The organism is Streptococcus sp. SM3 (genome assembly GCF_027497875.1).
Window position 1 is genome coordinate 1 of sequence record NZ_JAJNSA010000040.1, and the last position, 20,647, is coordinate 20,647.

Genomic DNA, 20,647 nt, shown 5'->3' on the forward strand with positions numbered 1-20,647 from the left:
CTTGGATAAAAACTTTCTTTTCACAGGAAATTTGGAGGAGAAGGGGGAGAAGGAATTGCTGAGGCAATATCCTGACTTAGAGGTGGATGTCTTGAAAGCTAGCCAACATGGCTCTAAAAAATCATCAAGTTCAGCCTTTCTAGAAAAACTCAAACCAGAGTTTACTTTCATTTCAGTTGGAAAGAACAATCGAACGAAACTCCCCCATCAGGAAACCTTGACACGACTGGAAGATATCAATAGCAAAGTTTACCGAACTGACCAGCAAGGTTCTATACGCTTTAAGGGGTGGAATAGTTGGAAAATAGAAACGGTTGGTTAATGAGCAGAAACTTTTCAAAAAAATAACTTTTTATCTTGACAAGAGCTAGAAAACTTGGTATCATATAAAAGTTGAGAAAAGCAGAAGTGAGAGCTTCTCGCCTTGTGACATTAAGTTGCCTGGCCCTACGGATGAAAAGTTTCTAAGAAACGCTATCATAACGTGCGGGCTTGTATGTTTACGAGTCCGCTATTGTTTTTCTCTAATAAAACAAAAGAGGTGAAAACCATAGCAAAGCAAGACTTATTCATCAATGATGAGATTCGTGTACGTGAAGTTCGCTTGATTGGTCTTGAAGGAGAACAGCTAGGCATCAAGCCACTCAGTGAAGCGCAAGCTTTGGCTGATAATGCTAATGTTGACCTAGTATTGATTCAACCCCAAGCCAAACCGCCTGTTGCAAAAATTATGGACTACGGTAAGTTCAAATTTGAGTACCAGAAGAAGCAAAAAGAACAACGTAAAAAACAAAGTGTTGTTACTGTGAAAGAAGTTCGTCTAAGTCCAACTATTGACAAGGGTGACTTTGATACAAAACTTCGCAATGCACGCAAATTCCTTGAAAAAGGAAATAAAGTTAAGGTATCTATTCGCTTTAAGGGTCGTATGATTACCCATAAAGAGATTGGTGCAAAAGTTTTAGCCGAGTTTGCTGAAGCAACTCAAGATATTGCCATCATCGAACAACGTGCTAAAATGGATGGACGTCAAATGTTCATGCAATTGGCGCCAGCGACTGACAAAAAATAATTGTCAGAAAGTTAAATAAAGGAGAAAAAATCATGCCAAAACAAAAAACACACCGCGCATCAGCTAAACGTTTCAAACGTACAGGTTCTGGTGGACTTAAACGTTTCCGTGCTTACACTTCTCACCGTTTCCACGGAAAAACTAAGAAACAACGTCGTCATCTTCGTAAAGCATCTATGGTGCATTCAGGAGATTACAAACGTATCAAAGCAATGCTTACTCGCTTGAAATAATAGCTTGACTGTAAGTAAACAATTCTAGGAAATATTTGGAGGAAATAAAACATGGCACGTGTTAAAGGTGGCGTTGTATCACGCAAACGTCGTAAACGTATTCTTAAATTAGCAAAAGGTTACTATGGAGCTAAACACATCTTGTTCCGTACTGCAAAAGAACAAGTAATGAACTCTTACTACTATGCATACCGTGACCGTCGTCAGAAAAAACGTGACTTCCGCAAATTGTGGATCACTCGTATCAACGCGGCAGCTCGTATGAACGGACTTTCATACTCACAATTGATGCATGGTTTGAAATTGGCTGAGATCGAAGTTAACCGTAAAATGCTTGCTGACTTGGCTGTTAACGATGCAGCAGCTTTCACAGCTCTTGCAGATGCAGCTAAAGCAAAACTTGGTAAATAATAACTGATAAGACTGGAACAGGATTGTCCCAGTCTTTTTAAAAATAAAGGAGAAAAATATGGCTTCAAAAATGCTACACACTTGCTTGCGAGTAGAAAATCTTGAAAAATCAATCGCATTTTATCAAGATGCTTTTGGTTTTAAAGAATTGCGTCGCAGAGATTTTCCAGACCATGCCTTCACGATTGTCTATCTAGGTCTTGAGGGTGATGACTATGAGTTGGAGTTGACTTATAACTACGATCACGGTCCGTATGTGGTTGGTGATGGGTTTGCCCATATCGCCCTCAGTACACCTGATCTTGAGGCGCTTCATCAAGAGCATAGTGCCAAAGGTTATGAAGTGACTGAGCCAAATGGTCTACCAGGAACTGCACCAAACTATTACTTTGTCAAAGATCCTGATGGCTACAAGGTTGAAGTCATTCGTGAAAAATAATCTCGTGAAGTCAAGTGGAATGTTCGTTTTCTACTTGACTTTTTTTAGCTGAAAGAGTATACTAATAAAAATTTAACCTTTAAGGGGAGTCCAGAGAGACTCACAAGGTGTCAGATAAAAGAATAGTGCAATTTTCTAGAGGAGACTTTTTGAGTGTGCTCTCTTCTGTTGTACGATTTTAACTGAGGCCTTGCACTAGCAAGGTCTTTTCTTTGTCTGCTCCCCTTAAAATTTAAGGAGGAAAAGTCATGAATCCCACATGTAAGAAACGTTTGGGTGCAATTCGTTTGGAAACCATGAAGGTGGTAGCACAGGAGGAAATCGCGCCAGCAATCTTTGAATTAGTTCTAGAAGGAGAAATGGTTGAAGCCATGCGAGCAGGCCAATTTCTTCATCTGCGTGTGCCTGATGACGCCCATCTCTTGCGTCGTCCTATTTCAATTTCGTCTATTGATAAGGTAAAGAAGCAGTGTCATCTCATTTACCGGATTGAAGGAGCTGGGACAGCTATTTTTTCAACCTTAAGTCAGGGAGATACTCTTGATGTGATGGGACCTCAGGGGAATGGATTTGACTTGTCTGACCTGGATGAGCAGAGCCAGATTCTCTTAGTTGGAGGGGGGATTGGTGTACCTCCTTTACTTGAGGTGGCCAAGGAATTGCATGCGCGTGGAGTAAAAGTAGTGACAGTCCTTGGTTTTGCGAACAAGGATGCTGTTATTTTAGAGACGGAATTAGCTCAATATGGTCAAGTCTTTGTAACGACAGATGATGGTTCTTATGCTATCAAGGGAAATGTTTCCGTTGTTATCAAGGATTTAGACAATCAATTTGATGCTGTTTACTCATGTGGGGCTCCAGGAATGATGAAGTATATCAATCAAACCTTTTATGACCATCCAAGAGCCTATCTATCTCTAGAATCTCGTATGGCTTGTGGGATGGGGGCTTGTTATGCCTGCGTCCTAAAAGTACCAGAAAGCGAGACGGTCAGCCAACGCGTCTGTGAAGATGGCCCTGTTTTCCGCACAGGAACAGTTGTATTATAAGGAGAAAATCATGACTACAAATAGTTTACAAGTTTCTCTACCAGGATTGGATTTGAAAAATCCGATTATTCCAGCATCAGGCTGTTTTGGTTTTGGTCAAGAGTATGCCAAGTACTATGATTTAGACCTTTTGGGTTCTATTATGATCAAGGCGACAACCCTTGAACCACGCTTTGGCAATCCAACTCCAAGGGTGGCAGAGACACCCGCTGGCATGCTTAATGCAATCGGCTTGCAAAATCCTGGTTTGGAAGTTGTTTTGGCTGAAAAGTTACCTTGGCTGGAAAGAGAATATCCAAATCTTCCTATTATTGCCAATGTGGCTGGTTTTTCAAAACAAGAGTATGCAGCTGTTTCTCATGGTATTTCCAAGGCAGCCAATGTAAAGGCTATTGAGCTCAATATTTCTTGCCCTAACGTAGATCACTGTAATCATGGACTCTTGATTGGTCAAGACCCTGATCTGGCTTATGATGTGGTGAAAGCAGCTGTGGAAGTCTCTGATGTACCAGTTTATGTCAAACTAACTCCTAGTGTGACCGATATCGTTACTGTCGCAAAAGCTGCAGAAGATGCGGGAGCCAGTGGCTTGACCATGATTAATACTCTAGTTGGTATGCGCTTTAATCTCAAAACCAGAAAACCAATCTTGGCCAATGGAACAGGTGGGATGTCTGGTCCAGCAGTCTTTCCAGTAGCACTCAAACTCATCCGCCAAGTAGCTCAAACAACAGACCTGCCTATCATTGGAATGGGAGGAGTGGATTCGGCAGAAGCTGCTCTAGAAATGTATCTGGCAGGAGCATCTGCTATCGGAGTTGGAACAGCCAACTTTACCAATCCTTATGCTTGCCCTGATATTATCGAAAATTTACCAAAGGTTATGGATAAATATGGTATCAGCAGTCTAGAAAATCTCCGCAAGGAAGTAAAAGACAGCCATAGATAAGCTAGACCATCCTTATTGTTAATAAGAAATAGAATTTTCATCATTTTGTAATATTTTCTTCTTTTAACTATGTTAGAATAAAGTTAATTACGAATGATGTAGACGAATATCTACTTAGGGGAGTAAAATGAAGAGAACACTACTTGTAAGCACGGCAGTGCTTGCATTGGCAATTGTGCCCACAACATCAGTCTTTGCTGAAGATAGTAAAACAACGGACCAAAGTCAAACGACGAATAAGAGTCAATCTGTGGACCAAAATCAGTCTAAAGATAAAAATCAGACACCAGCATCAGAAGAGAAAAAAGTTGTTGAAAATACAAAGAATGAAGCTGAAAAGACGGAAAAAAAGAAAGAACCAGTTGTTGTAAAAGAAAATAATTCTAAACAAGAGGCTATTCCAAATAAAGAAAAAGTTGAAGAAGCTCATAAGAATGGTTGGCAGAAAGAGCATGGGAAATGGCTTTTTTATGAGAATAATCAACCAATCAAAAATTGGAAAAAAATTGCGAGTGTCTGGTATTTCTTTGATCAACATGGAATCATGGCTAGCAATACTATTATTAATGACTATGCTTTTCGTACTAGTGGAGCAATGGTAGAAAATTCCTGGGTGAAAATTGCTGATAAATGGTATTATGCTACAGATTCAGGAAAGATTGTTCGTAATAGATGGGAAAAAATTAGCAATGTTTGGTATTACTTCAAGCAAGATGGAGTTATGGCTAGCAATGTTCTAGTGAACGATTATCTTCTTAATAGTAGTGGAGCAATGGCTCAAAATGCTTGGGTGAAGATTGCTGATAAATGGTATTATGCTACAGATTCAGGAAAGATCCTTCGTAATAAATGGGAAAAGATTAAGGGCACATGGTACTATTTTAACAGTGATGGTGTGATGGCTAGTAATCAGTGGAAAGATGATTACTATCTAAAAAATAGTGGAGCAATGGCTCAGAATGCTTGGGTGAAGATTACTGATAAATGGTATTATGCTACAGATTCAGGAAAGATCCTTCGTAATAAATGGGAAAAGATCAAGGGCACATGGTACTATTTTAACAGTGATGGTGTGATGGCTAGTAATCAGTGGAAAGATGCTTACTATCTAAAAAATAGTGGAGCAATGGCTGAAAAAGAATGGATTTTTGATAAATCTTATAATAGCTGGTTTTACCTAAAATCAGGTGGTGCTTATGCTTCACGTGAATGGATTGGTGCTTATTACCTCAAATCTGGTGGTTATATGGCCAAGAATGAATGGATTTTTGATCCTAACTACAATGCATGGTACTACCTGAAAGAAGATGGAAGCTATGTTACTGGTAGTTTTAATATTAAAAATAAAGAGTATTTCTTCCAGAGTAATGGAAAGTGGATTCAAAGTCCAAAATATTTTAAGGTTAAACCAATCACAGCCTATATTTATAGCGAATCAGGAGATATTTTGAGCTATGTCAATCAGGGAAGTATTGTGACCTATGATGGCTCTAAAAGCAAGGGTAATCGTCTAGCTGTTTCAATATCAGGCTTGTCCGGTTATATGAATCAAAGTGATTTGGCTTTAGTTGATGAAGGAAGTGAGTTTATTCCTCACTATACTACAGATGGAAGATTCCTATACCATGAACTTTCTCCATACACTAGTATACGGGTAGCTCCACATACTTCAGCTATGAAAATTGGTAAGAAGTATTATTCAAAGGATGGAGAACATTTCGATGGGTTTACTATCAAAAATCGTTTCCTTTTCAAGAATTTAACTGAACCAACCAACTATAGTGCGGATGAATTAAATAGAGTTTATTCGATGATGAATATCCGAAATAGCCGTCTTGCTGGTAAAGGAGCAATTTTTAAAGAAGCTGAAAAACGTTATGGTGTCAATGCTCTCTATTTAATGGCTCACAGTGCGCTAGAAAGTGCTTGGGGACGTAGCCAAATTGCTAATGATAAAAATAACTTCTTCGGAATTGCTGCTTACGATACCAGTCCTTATGATTCAGCTAAGAAATTTGATGATGTAGATAAAGGAATTCTTGGTGCGGCCAAGTGGATTCGTGAGAACTATATTGACCGTGGAAGAGATCACCTTGGAAATAAAGCGACAGGAATGAATGTTCGCTATGCATCAGATCCGTACTGGGGTGAAAAAATAGCTAGTATCATGATGAATATTAACAGTCGACTTGGTGGAAAAGATTAAAAGATAAGCAACGATAACTGCCGAAAAGTGGTTGTCGTTTTTTTATTTAACTATTATGCTTTACAAACTAGTGTGAAAGTGGTATATTATAGATGAAGCTACTAGTAGGTATTACAAAATAGATTGGAAGGGAGAAGTGATGAAAGAAACTCAACTATTAAAAGGTGTTCTTGAAGGTTGTGTCTTGGATATGATAGGTCAAAAAGAGCGATATGGCTATGAGCTGGTTCAAACATTGCGAGAGGCTGGATTTGACACTATCGTTCCAGGAACTATTTATCCTTTGTTGCAAAAGTTAGAAAAAAATCAATGGATAAGAGGCGACATGCGCCCGTCGCCAGATGGTCCAGATCGGAAGTATTTTTCATTAACTAAAGAAGGAGAAGAGCGTGTCTCAGTCTTTTGGCAACAATGGGACGATTTGAGTCAAAAAGTAGAAGGAATTAAGAATGGAGGGTAAACCATGAAGAAAATGAAGTATTATGAAGAAATAAGCGCTTTGCTGCATGAGTTTTCTGAGGAGAATCAGCAGTATTTTGAGGAACTGTGGGATAGTTTTAGTCTTGCTGGATTTCTCTATGATGAGGACTACCTCAGAGAGCAGATCTATTTGATGATGTTAGATTTCTCAGAAGCAGAACGAGATGGCATGAGTGCAGAGGATTATCTAGGTAAGAATCCTAAAAAATTAATGAGAGAGTTGCTCAAGGAAGCACCACGCAGTTCTATCAAGGAGTCCCTTTTGACGCCAATTCTTGTCCTAGCGGTATTACGTTATTATCAACTATTAAGTGATTTTTCTAAAGGTCCTCTCTTAACAGTCAATTTGCTTACTTTTTTAGGTCAACTTCTTCTTTTTCTGATTGGATTTGCTCTTGTGGCCACAATCTTACGTTGGAGGCTAGTCCAAGATTCTCCTAAAATGAAAATTGGCACTTATATTGTCGTTGGGATTATAGTTCTTCTAGTTGTTCTAGGATATGTAGAAATGGCAAGTTTCATACAAGAAGGAGTCTTAAATCTTCCGGCTCCCTGGGATAGTTTATCTGTCTTTACGATTTCGCTGGTCATCAGTATTTGGAATTGGAAAGAACCGATTTTTCGTCCCTTTGTCAGTATGATTGTTGCCCACCTTATTGTAGGTTCTCTGCTCCGTTACTATGAGTGGATGGGCATTTCAAATGTTTTCCTTACAAAAGTTATTCCTTTAGCTGTCCTCTTTATTGGAATCTTTGTCTTGTTCCGTGGGTTTAAGAAGATAAAATGGAGTGAAATATAGTCAAAAAGCCGTTGCAAAGCGGTTTTTTGTTATAATGAAGGGAAGAATGTTAGAAATTTAAGGAGAAAAATTTGATGAGATACATAACTCTTGGTCAAGATGACAAAGAATTATCAGAAATTGTTCTCGGAATGATGAGAATAGAAGATAAGTCTGTAAAAGAAGTTGAAGAGCTTGTAGAAACAGCACTTTCTGTTGGAATCAATGCTTTTGACTTAGCTGATATATATGGTCGTGGTCGTTGTGAAGAACTGTTAGGTCTTGTCCTAAAAAATCGTCCAGATTTAAGAGAAGAGATGTGGATTCAGTCAAAATGTGGAATTCGCATTGAAGAATTTACCTATTTTGATTTTTCTAAGGACTATATTATAAAATCAGTTGACGGAATTTTGCAAAGATTGAAGATTGATCATCTAGATAGCTTGCTCCTTCATCGACCAGATGCTTTGATGGAATCTGACCAAGTAGCAGAAGCCTTTGATCTCCTTTATAAACAAGGTAAGGTTCGAAATTTTGGAGTTTCTAATCAAAATCCTATGATGATGGAGTTACTTAAAAAAGATGTCAAGCAGCCGTTAGCTGTTAATCAGCTACAATTGAGTGCAGCTTTTACTCCAGGATTCGAATCAGGTTTTCATGTTAATATGGAAGATAGTCAAGCAGCTATGCGAGATGGCAGCATTTTTGAATATTGCAAATTACACGATGTGGTCATTCAAGCATGGTCTGTCTTACAATTTGGGTATTTTAAAGGGAATTTTGTTGGAAATGAGAAATTTCAAGCTTTAAATCAAGTACTTGATCGTTTAGCTACTAAATATGGAGTAACCTCTTCAACTATTGCCATTTCTTGGATATTGCGTTATCCAGCAAAAATGCAGGCAGTCGTAGGTACAACAAATCCTAAGCACTTGAGAGAAGTTAGCCAAGCGGCAAACTTTAGCTTAACAAGAAAAGAATGGTATGAAATTTATCTTGCAGCAGGGAATAATTTGCCGTAAGTAGAAGCAGATTTAAATAAATCACAGTCAAAAAAGCCGTTGCAAAGCGGTTTTTTGTTATAATTAAATGAAGAATGTAGAATTAAAGGAGAACATCATGACATTTGAAGAAATTCTACCTGGGTTAAAGGCTAAGAAAAAATATGTACGTACTGGCTGGGGAGGTGCTGAAAACTATGTCCAACTTTTTGATACTATTGAACAAAATGGGGTTGCACTTGAAGTGACACCTTATTTCCTAATCAACGTTTCTGGGGAGGGAGAAGGTTTTTCCATGTGGAGTCCGACACCTTGTGATGTTTTGGCGACGGATTGGGTAGAAGTGCATGACTAGACGTGTATTGATTACGGGAGTGAGTTCAGGGATTGGTCTAGCTCAAGCTCGCCTCTTTTTAGAGAATAGCTATCAAGTATACGGAGTTGACCAAGGTGAAAATCCACTCTTAGAGGGTGATTTTCACTTTTTACAGAGAGATTTGACCTTGGACTTGGAGCCAATTTTTGACTGGTGTCCACAGGTAGATATTTTGTGCAATACTGCTGGAGTCTTGGATGCTTATAAACCCCTTTTGGAACAAACGGCGCAGGAAATTCAAGAGATTTTTGAAATCAACTACGTTACTCCAGTAGAGTTGACTCGGCATTATTTGACACAAATGCTGGAGAATAAAAAAGGAATCATTATCAATATGTGCTCCATTGCTTCTAGCCTAGCAGGTGGCGGTGGACACGCCTATACTTCATCTAAGCATGCTTTGGCTGGATTTACCAAGCAGTTGGCTCTAGACTATGCTGGAGCTGGGATTCAGATCTTTGGTATTGCTCCGGGAGCAGTCAAGACAGCTATGACTGCTGCGGACTTTGAGCCAGGTGGATTGGCTGACTGGGTTGCTAGTGAAACACCAATCAAGCGCTGGATTGAGCCAGAAGAAGTGGCAGAAGTCAGTCTCTTTTTGGCCAGTGGAAAGGCATCTGCCATGCAAGGACAAATTCTGACAATAGATGGTGGCTGGTCTTTGAAATAGGGAGAACAAAGTTAATAAAAAGGAGCACCTATGACATCGCAAGAAATGTGGAGTGCCTACAAGAAAATTACCTCCTCTATAGGAGATGAAATCGATGCTTGGGCTTTTGGAGTGGAACCAGACCTTTTAGCAGATTTGGTGTTAAGAGGCGAAAAGACTGCAACAGCATCAGCCTACGACCTCTATGCACTAGAAGCCGAGTCTCTTCCTCAAGAAGGAACTTTTGATGTCATTTTAGATAGTCAAAATCAGGCTGTCTGTATTGTTGAAATTACAAAGGTTTCTGTCCAGCCCTTCAATCAAGTTTCTGCTGACCATGCCTTTAAGGAAGGGGAAGGTGACAAATCCCTAGCCTATTGGCGTCAGGTTCATGAGGATTGTTTCGCCGAGTGGCTGAGAGAAGCAGGACTGACTTTTACACCTGAAAGCAAGGTTGTTTTAGAAGAATTTCGCAAGGTCTACCCACTGTAGGCTATTAGAAGGAAGAAAGTTTTGGAAATCGCCGTCCAATCCTTTTTTCTCCAGCAAAACATGATATAATAAGTTTGTTTGAAGAAGAGCTCTAGCTCTTAAACTTAGAATAGGAGAAAATTATGCAAGCAGTTGAACATTTTATTAAGCAATTTGTTCCTGAACATTATGATTTATTTTTAGACTTGAGTCGTGAGACCAAGACGTTTTCAGGGAAAGTGACTATCACTGGTCAAGCACAGAGTGACCGTATTTCCCTCCACCAAAAAGACTTGGAAATCGCTTCTGTAGAAGTTGCAGGGGAAGCTCGCCCATTTACAGTTGACCATGACAATGAAGCTCTTCATATTGAATTAGCTGAGGCTGGTCAAGTTGAAGTGGTTATCGCTTTCTCAGGAAAAATTACAGACAACATGACAGGAATTTATCCTTCTTATTACACAGTTGATGGAGTCAAGAAGGAAGTCTTGTCTACACAGTTCGAGAGTCATTTTGCGCGCGAAGCCTTCCCATGTGTGGATGAGCCAGAAGCTAAAGCAACTTTTGACCTCTCTCTACGTTTTGACCAAGCAGAAGGTGAATTGGCCTTATCAAACATGCCTGAGATTGAGGTTGAAAACCGTAAAGAAACAGGTATCTGGAAGTTTGAGACAACACCTCGCATGTCTTCTTACTTGTTAGCCTTTGTTGCGGGTGATTTGCAAGGGGTAACGGCTAAAACTAAAAACGGTACCCTCGTAGGTGTCTACTCAACCAAAGCCCACCCACTATCTAACCTTGATTTCTCACTGGACATCGCTGTTCGCTCTATCGAGTTTTACGAAGATTACTATGGAGTTAAGTACCCGATCCCTCAATCTCTCCACATCGCCCTTCCTGACTTCTCAGCTGGAGCTATGGAAAACTGGGGTCTTGTGACCTACCGTGAAGTTTACTTGGTTGTGGATGAGAACTCTACCTTTGCCAGCCGTCAACAAGTTGCCCTTGTTGTGGCCCATGAATTGGCTCACCAATGGTTTGGTAACCTCGTAACGATGAAATGGTGGGATGACCTTTGGCTCAATGAAAGCTTTGCTAACATGATGGAGTACGTCTGTGTGGATGCTATTGAACCAAGCTGGAATATCTTTGAAGATTTCCAAACAGGTGGTGTTCCGTCTGCCTTGAAGCGTGACGCTACTGATGGCGTTCAGTCTGTTCACGTCGAAGTGAAACATCCAGATGAAATCAATACGCTCTTTGACGGAGCTATCGTCTATGCCAAAGGAAGTCGCCTCATGCACATGCTTCGTCGTTGGCTAGGTGATGCCGATTTTGCCAAAGGTTTGCATGCTTACTTTGAAAAACATCAGTACAGCAATACAATTGGTCGTGACCTTTGGGATGCTCTTGGTCAAGCATCAGGACGTGATGTCGCAGCCTTTATGGATTCTTGGTTGGAACAACCTGGTTATCCAGTTCTCACTGTCAAAGTTGAAAATGATGTCTTGAAGATTTCACAAAAACAATTCTTCATCGGTGAGCACGAAGATAAGAACCGTCTCTGGGTTGTGCCCCTCAATAGCAACTGGAAAGGATTGCCTGATACACTTGAAACTGAAAGCATCGAAATCCCTGGCTACGCAGCCCTTCTTGCTGAAAATGAAGGAGCTCTTCGTTTCAATACAGAAAATACAGCCCACTACATTACCGACTATCAAGGAGATTTGTTGGATGCAGTTCTTGCTGACCTAGTTGAGCTTGATAACACAAGTAAACTGCAAATCGTCCAAGAACGTCGCTTGCTTGCTGAAGCAGGGCACATTTCTTATGCAGACTTGCTTCCAGTCCTTGATAAACTTGCTAAAGAAGAATCTTACCTTGTCGTTTCAGCTGTCTCTCAAGTAATTTCTGCCCTTGAGCGCTTTATCGATGAAGGAACAGAAGCTGAAAGAGCCTTCAAAGCCTTGGTTGCTAAATTGGCTCGTCACAACTATGACCGTCTTGGTTTTGAAGCTAAAGATGGTGAATCAGATGAGGATGAATTGGTTCGTCAGTTGGCTGTTTCTATGATGATTCGCTCAAATGATGCAGAAGCTAGCCAAGTCGCTAGCCAAATCTTCGCGGCTCACAAGGAGAATCTTGCAGGACTTCCAGCAGCTATTCGCTCACAAGTTCTGATCAATGAGATGAAACATCATGAGACTAAAGACTTGTTAGCACTTTATCTTGATACTTATACTCATGCAACAGATGCTGTCTTTAAACGCCAGTTGGCAGCAGCTCTTGCATACAGTACAGATGCGGATAATATCCAAAACTTGATTGCTTCTTGGAAGGACAAATTTGTGGTCAAACCACAAGACTTGTCTGCTTGGTACTTCCAGTTCTTAAGCCATCAAGCAACTCAGGAAACAGCTTGGTCTTGGGCTCGTGAAAACTGGGCTTGGATTAAGGCAGCTCTTGGTGGAGATATGAGCTTTGATAGCTTTGTTATCCTTCCTGCACACGTATTTAAGACTCAACAACGTTTGGCAGAGTACAAGGAATTCTTTGAACCGCAACTTTCTGACCTTGCTCTTAGCCGTAACATCGGTATGGGAATCAAGGAAATTGCAGCGCGTGTTGACTTGATTAACCGTGAAAAAGCTGCAGTGGAAGCAGTTGTTCTTCAATACGGAACTAAATAATTAAGCCTAGAATAAAAAGAAAACTCAGCTATCTCATGTAAAATGCAGAGAGTTGAGTTTTTTTTAAGGCAAATTTGGTATAATGGTTTTAATAAGGAGGAGTTTCTCATGATAAAAATCTTATTAGTTGAGGATGACCTAGGCCTGTCAAATTCAGTATTTGACTTTTTAGACGATTTTGCGGATGTCATGCAGGTATTTGATGGTGAAGAAGGTCTCTACGAAGCTGAAAGTGGCGTCTATGACTTGATTTTGCTCGATTTAATGTTACCTGAAAAAAATGGCTTCCAAGTCTTGAAAGAATTGCGTGAAAAAGGAATTACGACACCAGTTCTGATCATGACTGCCAAGGAAAGTTTGGATGACAAGGGACATGGATTTGAATTGGGAGCAGATGATTATCTGACCAAACCTTTCTACCTAGAAGAACTCAAAATGCGGATTCAAGCGCTTCTCAAACGTTCAGGTAAATTTAATGAAAACACCTTGACTTATGGAAATATTGTGGTTAATTTGTCAACCAATACTGTTAAAGTCGAAGATACTCCTGTCGAATTGCTAGGTAAAGAGTTTGATTTATTAGTTTATTTCCTTCAAAATCAAAATGTTATTTTGCCGAAGACTCAGATTTTTGATCGTCTATGGGGATTTGATAGTGACACAACGATTTCGGTTGTCGAAGTCTATGTTTCAAAAGTCCGTAAGAAATTAAAAGGAACCACTTTTGCAGAGAATTTGCAAACCTTGCGCAGTGTTGGGTATATTTTAAAAGATGTTCAGTAAACTAAAAAAAACATGGTATGCGGATGACTTTAGTTATTTTATCCGTAACTTTGGTGTCTTCACTCTGATTTTTTCCACCATGACTCTGATTATTTTGCAGGTCATGCATTCGAGTCTCTATACTTCGGTGGATGATAAGCTTCATGGACTGAGTGAAAATCCTCAAGCAGTTATCCAGCTGGCAGTAAATAGGGCAACAGAAGAGATTAAAGACTTAGAGAATGCGGCTACAGATACTAGCAAGACTGAAGTAAAACCCAATGTCAGTTCCAACACAGAAGTCATTCTTTTTGATAAAAATTTTACCCAGCTTCTTTCTGGAAACCGATTTTTGGGATTGGATAAGATTAAGTTAGAGAAAAAAGAACTAGGCCATATCTATCAGATTCAAGTTTTTAATAGCTATGGACAAGAAGAAATCTATCGCATGATCTTGATGGAAACGAATATCAGTTCGGTTTCAACCAATATCAAGTATGCAGCTGTCTTGATTAATACCAGTCAGTTGGAGCAGGCCAGTCAAAAGCATGAGCAATTGATTGTGGTCGTGATGGCAAGTTTCTGGATTTTGTCTTTGCTTGCCAGTCTCTATCTAGCTAGAGTCAGTGTTCGTCCTCTGCTTGAGAGCATGCAGAAGCAGCAGTCCTTTGTGGAAAATGCCAGTCATGAGTTACGAACTCCACTTGCAGTTCTGCAAAATCGTTTAGAGACCCTTTTCCGTAAGCCAGAAGCTACTATTATGGATGTGAGTGAAAGCATTGCATCGAGTTTGGAAGAGGTTCGAAATATGCGTTTTTTGACGACAAACTTGTTGAATTTGGCTCGACGAGATGATGGGATTAAGCCGGAACTTGCAGAAGTTCCAACTAGCTTTTTTAACACGACTTTCACAAACTATGAAATGATTGCTTCGGAAAATGACCGTGTCTTCCGTTTTGAAAATCGCATCCATCGCACGATTGTCACAGACCAGCTTCTTTTGAAACAACTGATGACCATCCTGTTTGATAATGCTATCAAATACACTGAGGAGGATGGTGAAATTGATTTTCTTATCTCGGCGACTGATCGCAATCTGTATTTACTGGTTTCTGATAATGGAGTTGGTATTTCAGCAGAAGATAAGAAGAAAATTTTTGATCGTTTTTATCGAGTGGATAAGGCTAGAACCCGTCAAAAAGGTGGTTTTGGTTTAGGATTATCCCTAGCCAAGCAAATTGTAGATGCCCTAAAAGGGACCATTACTGTTAAAGATAATAAACCAAAGGGAACAATCTTTGAAGTGAAAATTGCCATCCACACACCATCTAAAAAGAAAAAATAAAAAATATCGCTCCGGATGGGGCGATATTTTGGATTTATCTTCTACGTTTTCGTTTGATGATAGACCGTTGAACTTTTAAAACAAGTAAGCTGGATCCGATTGCTGCAGCAAATGCAAGAGCAGTTGATAATTTTAATGCTAAAAAGATAAAACTAAAGATAGCAATACAGATACAAAAAACAGCGATATTAACAAAAAATAGGATTTCCTTGAGATTGGCATCAGATTGTGCTTCAGGTGTATAATCTTGATAGCGAGGAACCTGCTGGCTTAATTCTTCTTGATAGTCTACCTCATAGGATTGTAATTTTCTTACGGGCATTATTCTCTCCTTAACAGTACATACCTATTTTATCATTTTTTCAGCAGAGAATTATTACAGAAAGGTTACAAAAAGAATAAAGTCCCTTTTCATTTTTAAAGAATGGCTGATTTTCCAGAAATGTGGTATAATTTTTCTTATGGAAAAGATTATCATTACAGCAACTGCTGAAAGTATTGAACAAGTTAAACAACTTCTCGAAGCTGGCGTAGACCGTATCTATGTCGGTGAGAAAGATTTTGGCCTTCGCCTGCCAACGACCTTTAGTTATGACCAATTGCGTGAAATCGCTAATCTGGTTCATGATACTGGTAAGGAATTGATCGTTGCGGTTAACGCCCTCATGCACCAAGATATGATGGATCGTATCAAGCCTTTCTTAGACTTTTTGGAAGAAATCAAGACAGACTACATTACGATTGGGGATGCAGGTGTCTTTTACGTAGTCAACCGCGATGGTTATTCCTTTAAGACCATCTACGATGCTTCAACCATGGTAACTAGCAGTCGCCAGATTAACTTCTGGGGACAAAAGGCTGGCGCATCTGAGGCTGTTTTGGCGCGTGAAATTCCATCTGCTGAACTCTTCAAAATGCCAGAGATTTTGGAAATTCCTGCTGAAGTTTTGGTTTACGGAGCTAGTGTTATTCACCATTCTAAGCGTCCGCTCTTGCAAAACTACTATAACTTCACGCATATCGATGATGAAAAGACTCGCAAGCGTGACCTTTTCTTGGCAGAGCCAAGTGACCCTGAGAGCCATTATTCCATTTTTGAAGACAATCATGGTACTCATATCTTTGCCAATAACGACCTTGATTTGATGACAAAATTGACAGAATTGGTAGAGCATGGCTTTACTCACTGGAAACTAGAAGGGCTCTACACTCCTGGTCAGAACTTTGTTGAAATTGCAAAACTCTTTATCCAAGCGCGTAGCTTGATTCAAGAGGGCAATTTTAGCCATGACCAAGCCTTCTTGCTGGATGAAGAAGTACGTAAACTTCACCCTAAAAACCGTTTCCTTGATACAGGATTTTATGACTACGATCCTGACATGGTTAAATAGGACATCAAAACCCGAAATAAAAATGTTCGGGTTTTTCCAGTGTATCCATGAAATAAAAAGGGATACATGTTATAATAAAAGTAGCTCTTTAATGGAGGTGTTTGAGTGGAAAATCTGAAGAAAATGGCAGGTATCAAGGCTGCTGAGTTTGTCAAAGATGGGATGGTTGTCGGACTGGGAACGGGTTCTACTGCCTATTATTTTGTCGAAGAAATCGGTCGTCGTATTAAGGAAGAAGGCTTACAGATTACAGCTGTAACGACTTCTAGTGTGACTAGTAAACAGGCCGAAGGGCTTAATATCCCACTCAAGTCTATTGACCAAGTAGACTTTGTCGATGTGACAGTCGACGGGGCGGATGAAGTGGATAATCAGTTTAATGGAATCAAAGGCGGTGGTGGTGCCCTTCTGATGGAGAAGGTTGTAGCAACGCCCTCAAAAGAATACATTTGGGTGGTGGATGAAAGCAAGCTAGTAGAGAAACTGGGTGCTTTTAAATTGCCAGTAGAAGTGGTTCAGTATGGCGCAGAACAGGTCTTTCGTCGTTTTGAGCGAGCTGGCTACAAACCAAGTTTCCGTGAAAAAGACGGCCAACGTTTTGTGACCGATATGCAGAATTTTATCATTGACCTTGCCTTGGATGTCATTGAAGATCCAATTACTTTCGGACAAGAATTGGACCATGTCGTTGGCGTCGTGGAGCACGGCTTATTCAACAAAATGGTGGATAAGGTGATCGTAGCTGGACGAGATGGGGTTCAGATTTTAACTTCAACAAAAGCAAACTAATCAAAGTAATAAGGAGACATACTATGCCAAAATTTAATCGTATTCACTTGGTGGTACTGGATTCTGTAGGAATCGGTGCTGCACCAGATGCTAATAACTTTGTCAATGCAGGAGTTCCAGATGGAGCTTCTGACACATTAGGACACATTTCAAAAGCAGTTGGTTTGAATGTCCCAAACATGGCTAAAATTGGTCTTGGAAATATTCCTCGAGAAACTCCTCTTAAGACTGTTCCAGCTGAAAGCAATCCAACAGGATATGCAACAAAATTGGAAGAAGTATCTCTTGGTAAGGATACCATGACTGGACACTGGGAAATCATGGGCCTTAACATTACGGAGCCCTTCGATACTTTCTGGAACGGATTCCCAGAAGAAATCTTGACAAAAATTGAAGAATTCTCAGGACGTAAGGTCATTCGTGAAGCTAACAAACCTTACTCAGGAACGGCTGTTATCGATGATTTCGGACCACGTCAAATGGAAACTGGGGAGTTGATTATCTATACTTCAGCTGATCCTGTTTTGCAGATTGCTGCCCACGAAGATATTATTCCTTTGGACGAATTGTACCGTATCTGTGAATACGCTCGTTCAATTACACTTGAGCGTCCTGCCCTTCTAGGTCGTATCATTGCCCGTCCTTATGTAGGTGAACCAGGTAACTTCACTCGTACAGCAAACCGTCGTGACTTGGCTGTATCTCCATTTGCACCAACTGTTCTCGATAAACTCAATGAAGCAGGTATCGATACTTATGCTGTTGGTAAAATCAACGATATCTTTAACGGTGCAGGTATCAACCATGACATGGGCCACAACAAGTCAAACAGCCATGGAATTGATACACTGTTGAAGACCATGGGCCTTGCTGAGTTTGAAAAAGGATTCTCCTTCACAAACTTAGTTGACTTTGATGCCCTTTATGGACACCGCCGCAATGCTCACGGTTACCGTGATTGTTTGCATGAGTTTGATGAGCGCTTGCCTGAAATTATCGCAGCCATGAGAGAGAACGACCTTCTCTTGATTACTGCGGACCATGGAAATGACCCAACCTATGCAGGAACAGACCACACTCGTGAATATATTCCATTGTTGGCCTACAGCCCTGCCTTTAAAGGAAATGGTGTCATTCCAGTAGGACATTTTGCAGATATCTCAGCGACTATTGCCGATAACTTCGGTGTTGAAACTGCCATGATTGGGGAAAGTTTCTTAGATGAATTGGTATAAGATGACGCGATATGCTATACTTGTTCGGGGCATTAATGTAGGTGGGAAAAATAAGGTTGTCATGGCGCAACTTCGTCAAGAACTGACAGAGTTGGGACTGGAAAAGGTTGAGACCTACATCAACAGTGGCAATATTTTCTTTACTTCGACAGCTCCCAAAGCCCGATTGGTTGAAAAGTTGGAGGCATTCTTTGAAATCCATTATCCATTTATTCAGAGCTTTTCCTTGCTGAGTCAGGAAGACTATGAAGCAGAGCTGGAGAATCTGCCAGATTGGTGGACCAAAGACCTGGCTCGAAAAGATGTGCTCTTCTACACGGAGAGCTTGGATGTGGATCAAGTGATCGAGAAAGTGAATAGTTTGGAACTGGAAGATGAAGTCGTTCATTTTGGAAAACTTGGGATTTTCTGGGGGAAACTTTTTGAAGAATCCTACTATGCAACAGCCTATCACAAATACTTACTCAAGATGCCTTTTTATCGCCAAATCACCATTCGTAATGCTAAAACTTTTGACAAAATCGGTCAAATGCTAAAAAACTAATAAAGGAAACACACAATGACATTTTTAGATAAAATCAAGGAAACAGCTACTTTCCTGAAAGACAAGGGAATCCAAGCATCTGAGTTTGGTTTAATCCTTGGATCAGGACTTGGAGAATTGGCAGAAGAAATCGAAAATCCAGTTGTAGTAGATTATGCAGACATTCCAAACTGGGGCCGCTCAACAGTAGTCGGACACGCTGGTAAATTGGTATATGGGGAACTGGCAGGTCGCAAGGTCTTAGCTCTTCAAGGGCGTTTCCATTTCTACGAAGGAAATCCTCTGGAAGTTGTGACTTTCCCAGTACGTGTGATGAAAGTTCTTGGATGCGAAGGTGTCATTGTAACCAATGCAGCTGGAGGTATTGGATTCGGTCCTGGTACTTTGATGGCTATCTCAGACCATATCAATATGACGGGGCAGAACCCATTGATGGGTGAAAACTTGGATGATTTTGGTCCACGTTTCCCTGATATGTCTAAAGCCTATACACCAGAATACCGTGCTACTGCCCATGAAGTGGCTAAGAAACTTGGTATCAAGCTTGATGAAGGTGTCTATATCGGTGTAACTGGTCCGACTTATGAAACCCCAGCAGAAATTCGTGCCTATAAGACATTGGGAGCAGATGCAGTTGGTATGTCTACTGTTCCTGAAGTTATTGTTGCAGCCCACTCTGGCATGAAAGTTCTAGGAATTTCATGTATCACTAACCATGCTGCAGGTTTCCAAGAAGAACTCAACCACGAAGAAGTTGTAGAAGTGACTGAACGTGTTAAAGGCGACTTCAAAGGCTTACTTAAAGCGATTCTTGCAGAATTGTAATCATGTTAAAGGACTTGAGGAGATTTTTTCGAAAGATTCCTTATAATTTTAGATTATTCATAGCAGTAATTCTGCAAGGAATAGTTTCGGGTTTATCTGGTATATTTCTCCATTATCTTTTAGAGATGATGGAGAAGCTAGCTTTTGGTCAGTCAGAGCACCATAGTGGATTTTTGACAGATGGAGTTTCCTCCTCACGGATAGGACTAAGTTTAATAATCGTGGGTCTTAGCTCGTCCTTAGTCTGGTACTTCTTGCAAAAAGGGTCGAAGATTTTTTCCATCAAAGCTCAGATGAAGGATGAGACTTCACAATACAAGCTTCATTTTCTAAAACAGCTATTTCATTCAATTTGGCAGATCATTGCAGTTGGAGGGGGAGCCCCTATTGGCAAAGAAGCTGCACCACGAGAAATTGGAACTCTATTTGCAGGACCAATTGGAAAAATATGTTCTCTCTCTAAGAAGGATCAAATCTTTCTCCTTGCTTGTGGTGCTGGTGCTGGTTTAGCAGCTGTCTATCAGGTTCCATTAACAAGTGTCTTCTTTGTTTTTGAAACCCTAGGAATTGCTCTATCTATTAAACGATTTGTCTTAGTCGGTTTGACTACCTATGTGTCAACCTATACAGCAGGCTTGGTTATTTCAGATCAGGCTCTCTACCAGATTCCAGCTATCACATGGTCATTAAAGGAAATATGGATTATTCCCTTATTACTTCTTTTCTTAACCCCACTGGCTTGGCTTTTTGGTCGCTTAAGTAAAGAAGCGTCTTCAAACAGAATAAAAGATAAACGAATACTTCTCACATTGCCCTCAGCTTTTCTTTTTCTTGTTGGTCTTGCAAGTTCCTTTCCACATCTACTTGGTAATGGACGCATGATGGCTCAGGAAATTTTAAATGGTAGCAGTGGTCAAACAGTGCTTCTCATGTTTTTCCTAAAAGCAGTGGT

General features: G+C 40.2%; 22 protein-coding genes, 2 pseudogenes and 1 other annotated feature. Of the genes and pseudogenes, 23 read left to right on the top strand and 1 reads right to left on the bottom strand.

Translation table 11 applies throughout. From position 1 onward, the window contains the following. From PAN06_RS07420 to ciaH, 17 genes and pseudogenes are all read left to right on the top strand, one after another. Positions 1-322, top strand: a pseudogene (locus PAN06_RS07420) (competence protein ComEC); the annotation flags it as partial. Positions 323-394: 72 nt separating this feature from the next. Further along, positions 395-526, top strand: a sequence feature (ribosomal protein L20 leader region). A gap of 15 nt (positions 527-541) precedes the next feature. Then, the gene (infC, locus tag PAN06_RS07425) at positions 542-1,072 is read left to right on the top strand and encodes a translation initiation factor IF-3 (RefSeq protein ID WP_000848180.1); all 531 of its coding nucleotides are present in this window, start codon (positions 542-544) and stop codon (positions 1,070-1,072) included. Between the two features lie 32 nt (positions 1,073-1,104). Further along, entirely contained in the window at positions 1,105-1,305 is a 201-nt protein-coding gene (gene rpmI, locus PAN06_RS07430) for a 50S ribosomal protein L35 (protein WP_001125943.1), read from the top strand. Positions 1,306-1,356: 51 nt separating this feature from the next. After that, a complete protein-coding gene (gene rplT / locus PAN06_RS07435; RefSeq protein WP_000124834.1) occupies positions 1,357-1,716 on the top strand; it encodes a 50S ribosomal protein L20 in 360 nt (119 codons plus the stop codon). 58 nt (positions 1,717-1,774) lie between these two features. Beyond that, positions 1,775-2,155: a VOC family protein gene (locus tag PAN06_RS07440; RefSeq protein WP_000157153.1), complete on the top strand. Its 381-nt coding sequence runs from the start codon at positions 1,775-1,777 to the stop codon at positions 2,153-2,155. A gap of 248 nt (positions 2,156-2,403) precedes the next feature. Next, a complete protein-coding gene (locus PAN06_RS07445; protein ID WP_269795970.1) occupies positions 2,404-3,204 on the top strand; it encodes a dihydroorotate dehydrogenase electron transfer subunit in 801 nt (266 codons plus the stop codon). Further along, a complete protein-coding gene (locus tag PAN06_RS07450) occupies positions 3,167-4,153 on the top strand; it encodes a dihydroorotate dehydrogenase (RefSeq protein ID WP_269795971.1) in 987 nt (328 codons plus the stop codon). Before PAN06_RS07445 ends, PAN06_RS07450 begins: the two co-directional genes overlap by 38 nt. A gap of 127 nt (positions 4,154-4,280) precedes the next feature. Beyond that, complete coding sequence (locus tag PAN06_RS07455; protein ID WP_269795972.1) at positions 4,281-6,359, top strand: glucosaminidase domain-containing protein; 2,079 nt, start codon at positions 4,281-4,283, stop codon at positions 6,357-6,359. 139 nt (positions 6,360-6,498) lie between these two features. Beyond that, entirely contained in the window at positions 6,499-6,819 is a 321-nt protein-coding gene (locus tag PAN06_RS07460; RefSeq protein WP_000665422.1) for a PadR family transcriptional regulator, read from the top strand. 3 nt (positions 6,820-6,822) lie between these two features. Further along, the gene (locus PAN06_RS07465) at positions 6,823-7,638 is read left to right on the top strand and encodes a hypothetical protein (RefSeq protein ID WP_269795973.1); all 816 of its coding nucleotides are present in this window, start codon (positions 6,823-6,825) and stop codon (positions 7,636-7,638) included. A 74-nt stretch (positions 7,639-7,712) separates the two neighbouring features. After that, positions 7,713-8,639 carry an aldo/keto reductase gene (locus tag PAN06_RS07470; protein ID WP_001269441.1) on the top strand — a complete coding sequence of 309 codons (927 nt, stop codon included), beginning with the start codon at positions 7,713-7,715 and terminating at the stop codon, positions 8,637-8,639. Positions 8,640-8,736: 97 nt separating this feature from the next. Continuing rightward, positions 8,737-8,973, top strand: a complete 237-nt coding sequence (locus PAN06_RS07475) for a DUF2829 domain-containing protein (protein ID WP_000141913.1) — start codon at positions 8,737-8,739, stop codon at positions 8,971-8,973. Further along, entirely contained in the window at positions 8,966-9,664 is a 699-nt protein-coding gene (locus tag PAN06_RS07480; RefSeq protein WP_269795974.1) for a 3-oxoacyl-ACP reductase, read from the top strand. Before PAN06_RS07475 ends, PAN06_RS07480 begins: the two co-directional genes overlap by 8 nt. A 30-nt stretch (positions 9,665-9,694) precedes the next feature. Next, complete coding sequence (locus tag PAN06_RS07485) at positions 9,695-10,135, top strand: ASCH domain-containing protein (protein ID WP_269795975.1); 441 nt, start codon at positions 9,695-9,697, stop codon at positions 10,133-10,135. Positions 10,136-10,257: 122 nt separating this feature from the next. Then, positions 10,258-12,804 (top strand): M1 family metallopeptidase, encoded by a 2,547-nt coding sequence (locus tag PAN06_RS07490; RefSeq protein ID WP_269795976.1) that lies wholly within the window; start codon positions 10,258-10,260, stop codon positions 12,802-12,804. Positions 12,805-12,912: 108 nt separating this feature from the next. Beyond that, positions 12,913-13,587 (top strand): two-component system response regulator CiaR, encoded by a 675-nt coding sequence (gene ciaR, locus PAN06_RS07495; protein WP_000590639.1) that lies wholly within the window; start codon positions 12,913-12,915, stop codon positions 13,585-13,587. Next, on the top strand, positions 13,577-14,911 hold the full coding sequence (gene ciaH, locus PAN06_RS07500) for a two-component system sensor histidine kinase CiaH (RefSeq protein WP_269795977.1): 1,335 nt from the start codon (positions 13,577-13,579) through the stop codon (positions 14,909-14,911). The genes ciaR and ciaH overlap by 11 nt, the downstream gene beginning before the upstream one ends. 34 nt (positions 14,912-14,945) lie before the next feature. Here ciaH and PAN06_RS07505 read toward each other — a convergent pair whose 3' ends face one another. Continuing rightward, on the bottom strand, positions 14,946-15,233 hold the full coding sequence (locus PAN06_RS07505; RefSeq protein WP_004256528.1) for a DUF3270 domain-containing protein: 288 nt from the start codon (positions 15,231-15,233) through the stop codon (positions 14,946-14,948). A 139-nt stretch (positions 15,234-15,372) separates the two neighbouring features. Between PAN06_RS07505 and PAN06_RS07510 the strand changes: the two genes are divergently transcribed. From PAN06_RS07510 to PAN06_RS07535, 6 genes and pseudogenes are all read left to right on the top strand, one after another. After that, a complete protein-coding gene (locus PAN06_RS07510) occupies positions 15,373-16,302 on the top strand; it encodes a peptidase U32 family protein (protein WP_124787964.1) in 930 nt (309 codons plus the stop codon). A gap of 105 nt (positions 16,303-16,407) precedes the next feature. Next, a complete protein-coding gene (gene rpiA / locus PAN06_RS07515) occupies positions 16,408-17,091 on the top strand; it encodes a ribose-5-phosphate isomerase RpiA (RefSeq protein ID WP_125457989.1) in 684 nt (227 codons plus the stop codon). Between the two features lie 23 nt (positions 17,092-17,114). Further along, positions 17,115-18,326, top strand: coding sequence for a phosphopentomutase (locus PAN06_RS07520; protein WP_269795978.1), 1,212 nt, complete (start codon positions 17,115-17,117; stop codon positions 18,324-18,326). A gap of 1 nt (position 18,327) precedes the next feature. Next, a pseudogene (locus PAN06_RS07525) lies at positions 18,328-18,889 on the top strand (DUF1697 domain-containing protein). Continuing rightward, positions 18,886-19,695 carry a purine-nucleoside phosphorylase gene (locus PAN06_RS07530; RefSeq protein ID WP_269795979.1) on the top strand — a complete coding sequence of 270 codons (810 nt, stop codon included), beginning with the start codon at positions 18,886-18,888 and terminating at the stop codon, positions 19,693-19,695. The pseudogene PAN06_RS07525 and the gene PAN06_RS07530 overlap by 4 nt, the downstream one beginning before the upstream one ends. Positions 19,696-19,697: 2 nt before the next feature. Continuing rightward, positions 19,698-20,647 (top strand): chloride channel protein (locus PAN06_RS07535; protein ID WP_269795980.1); only part of this gene is annotated, 950 nt, incomplete at its 3' end.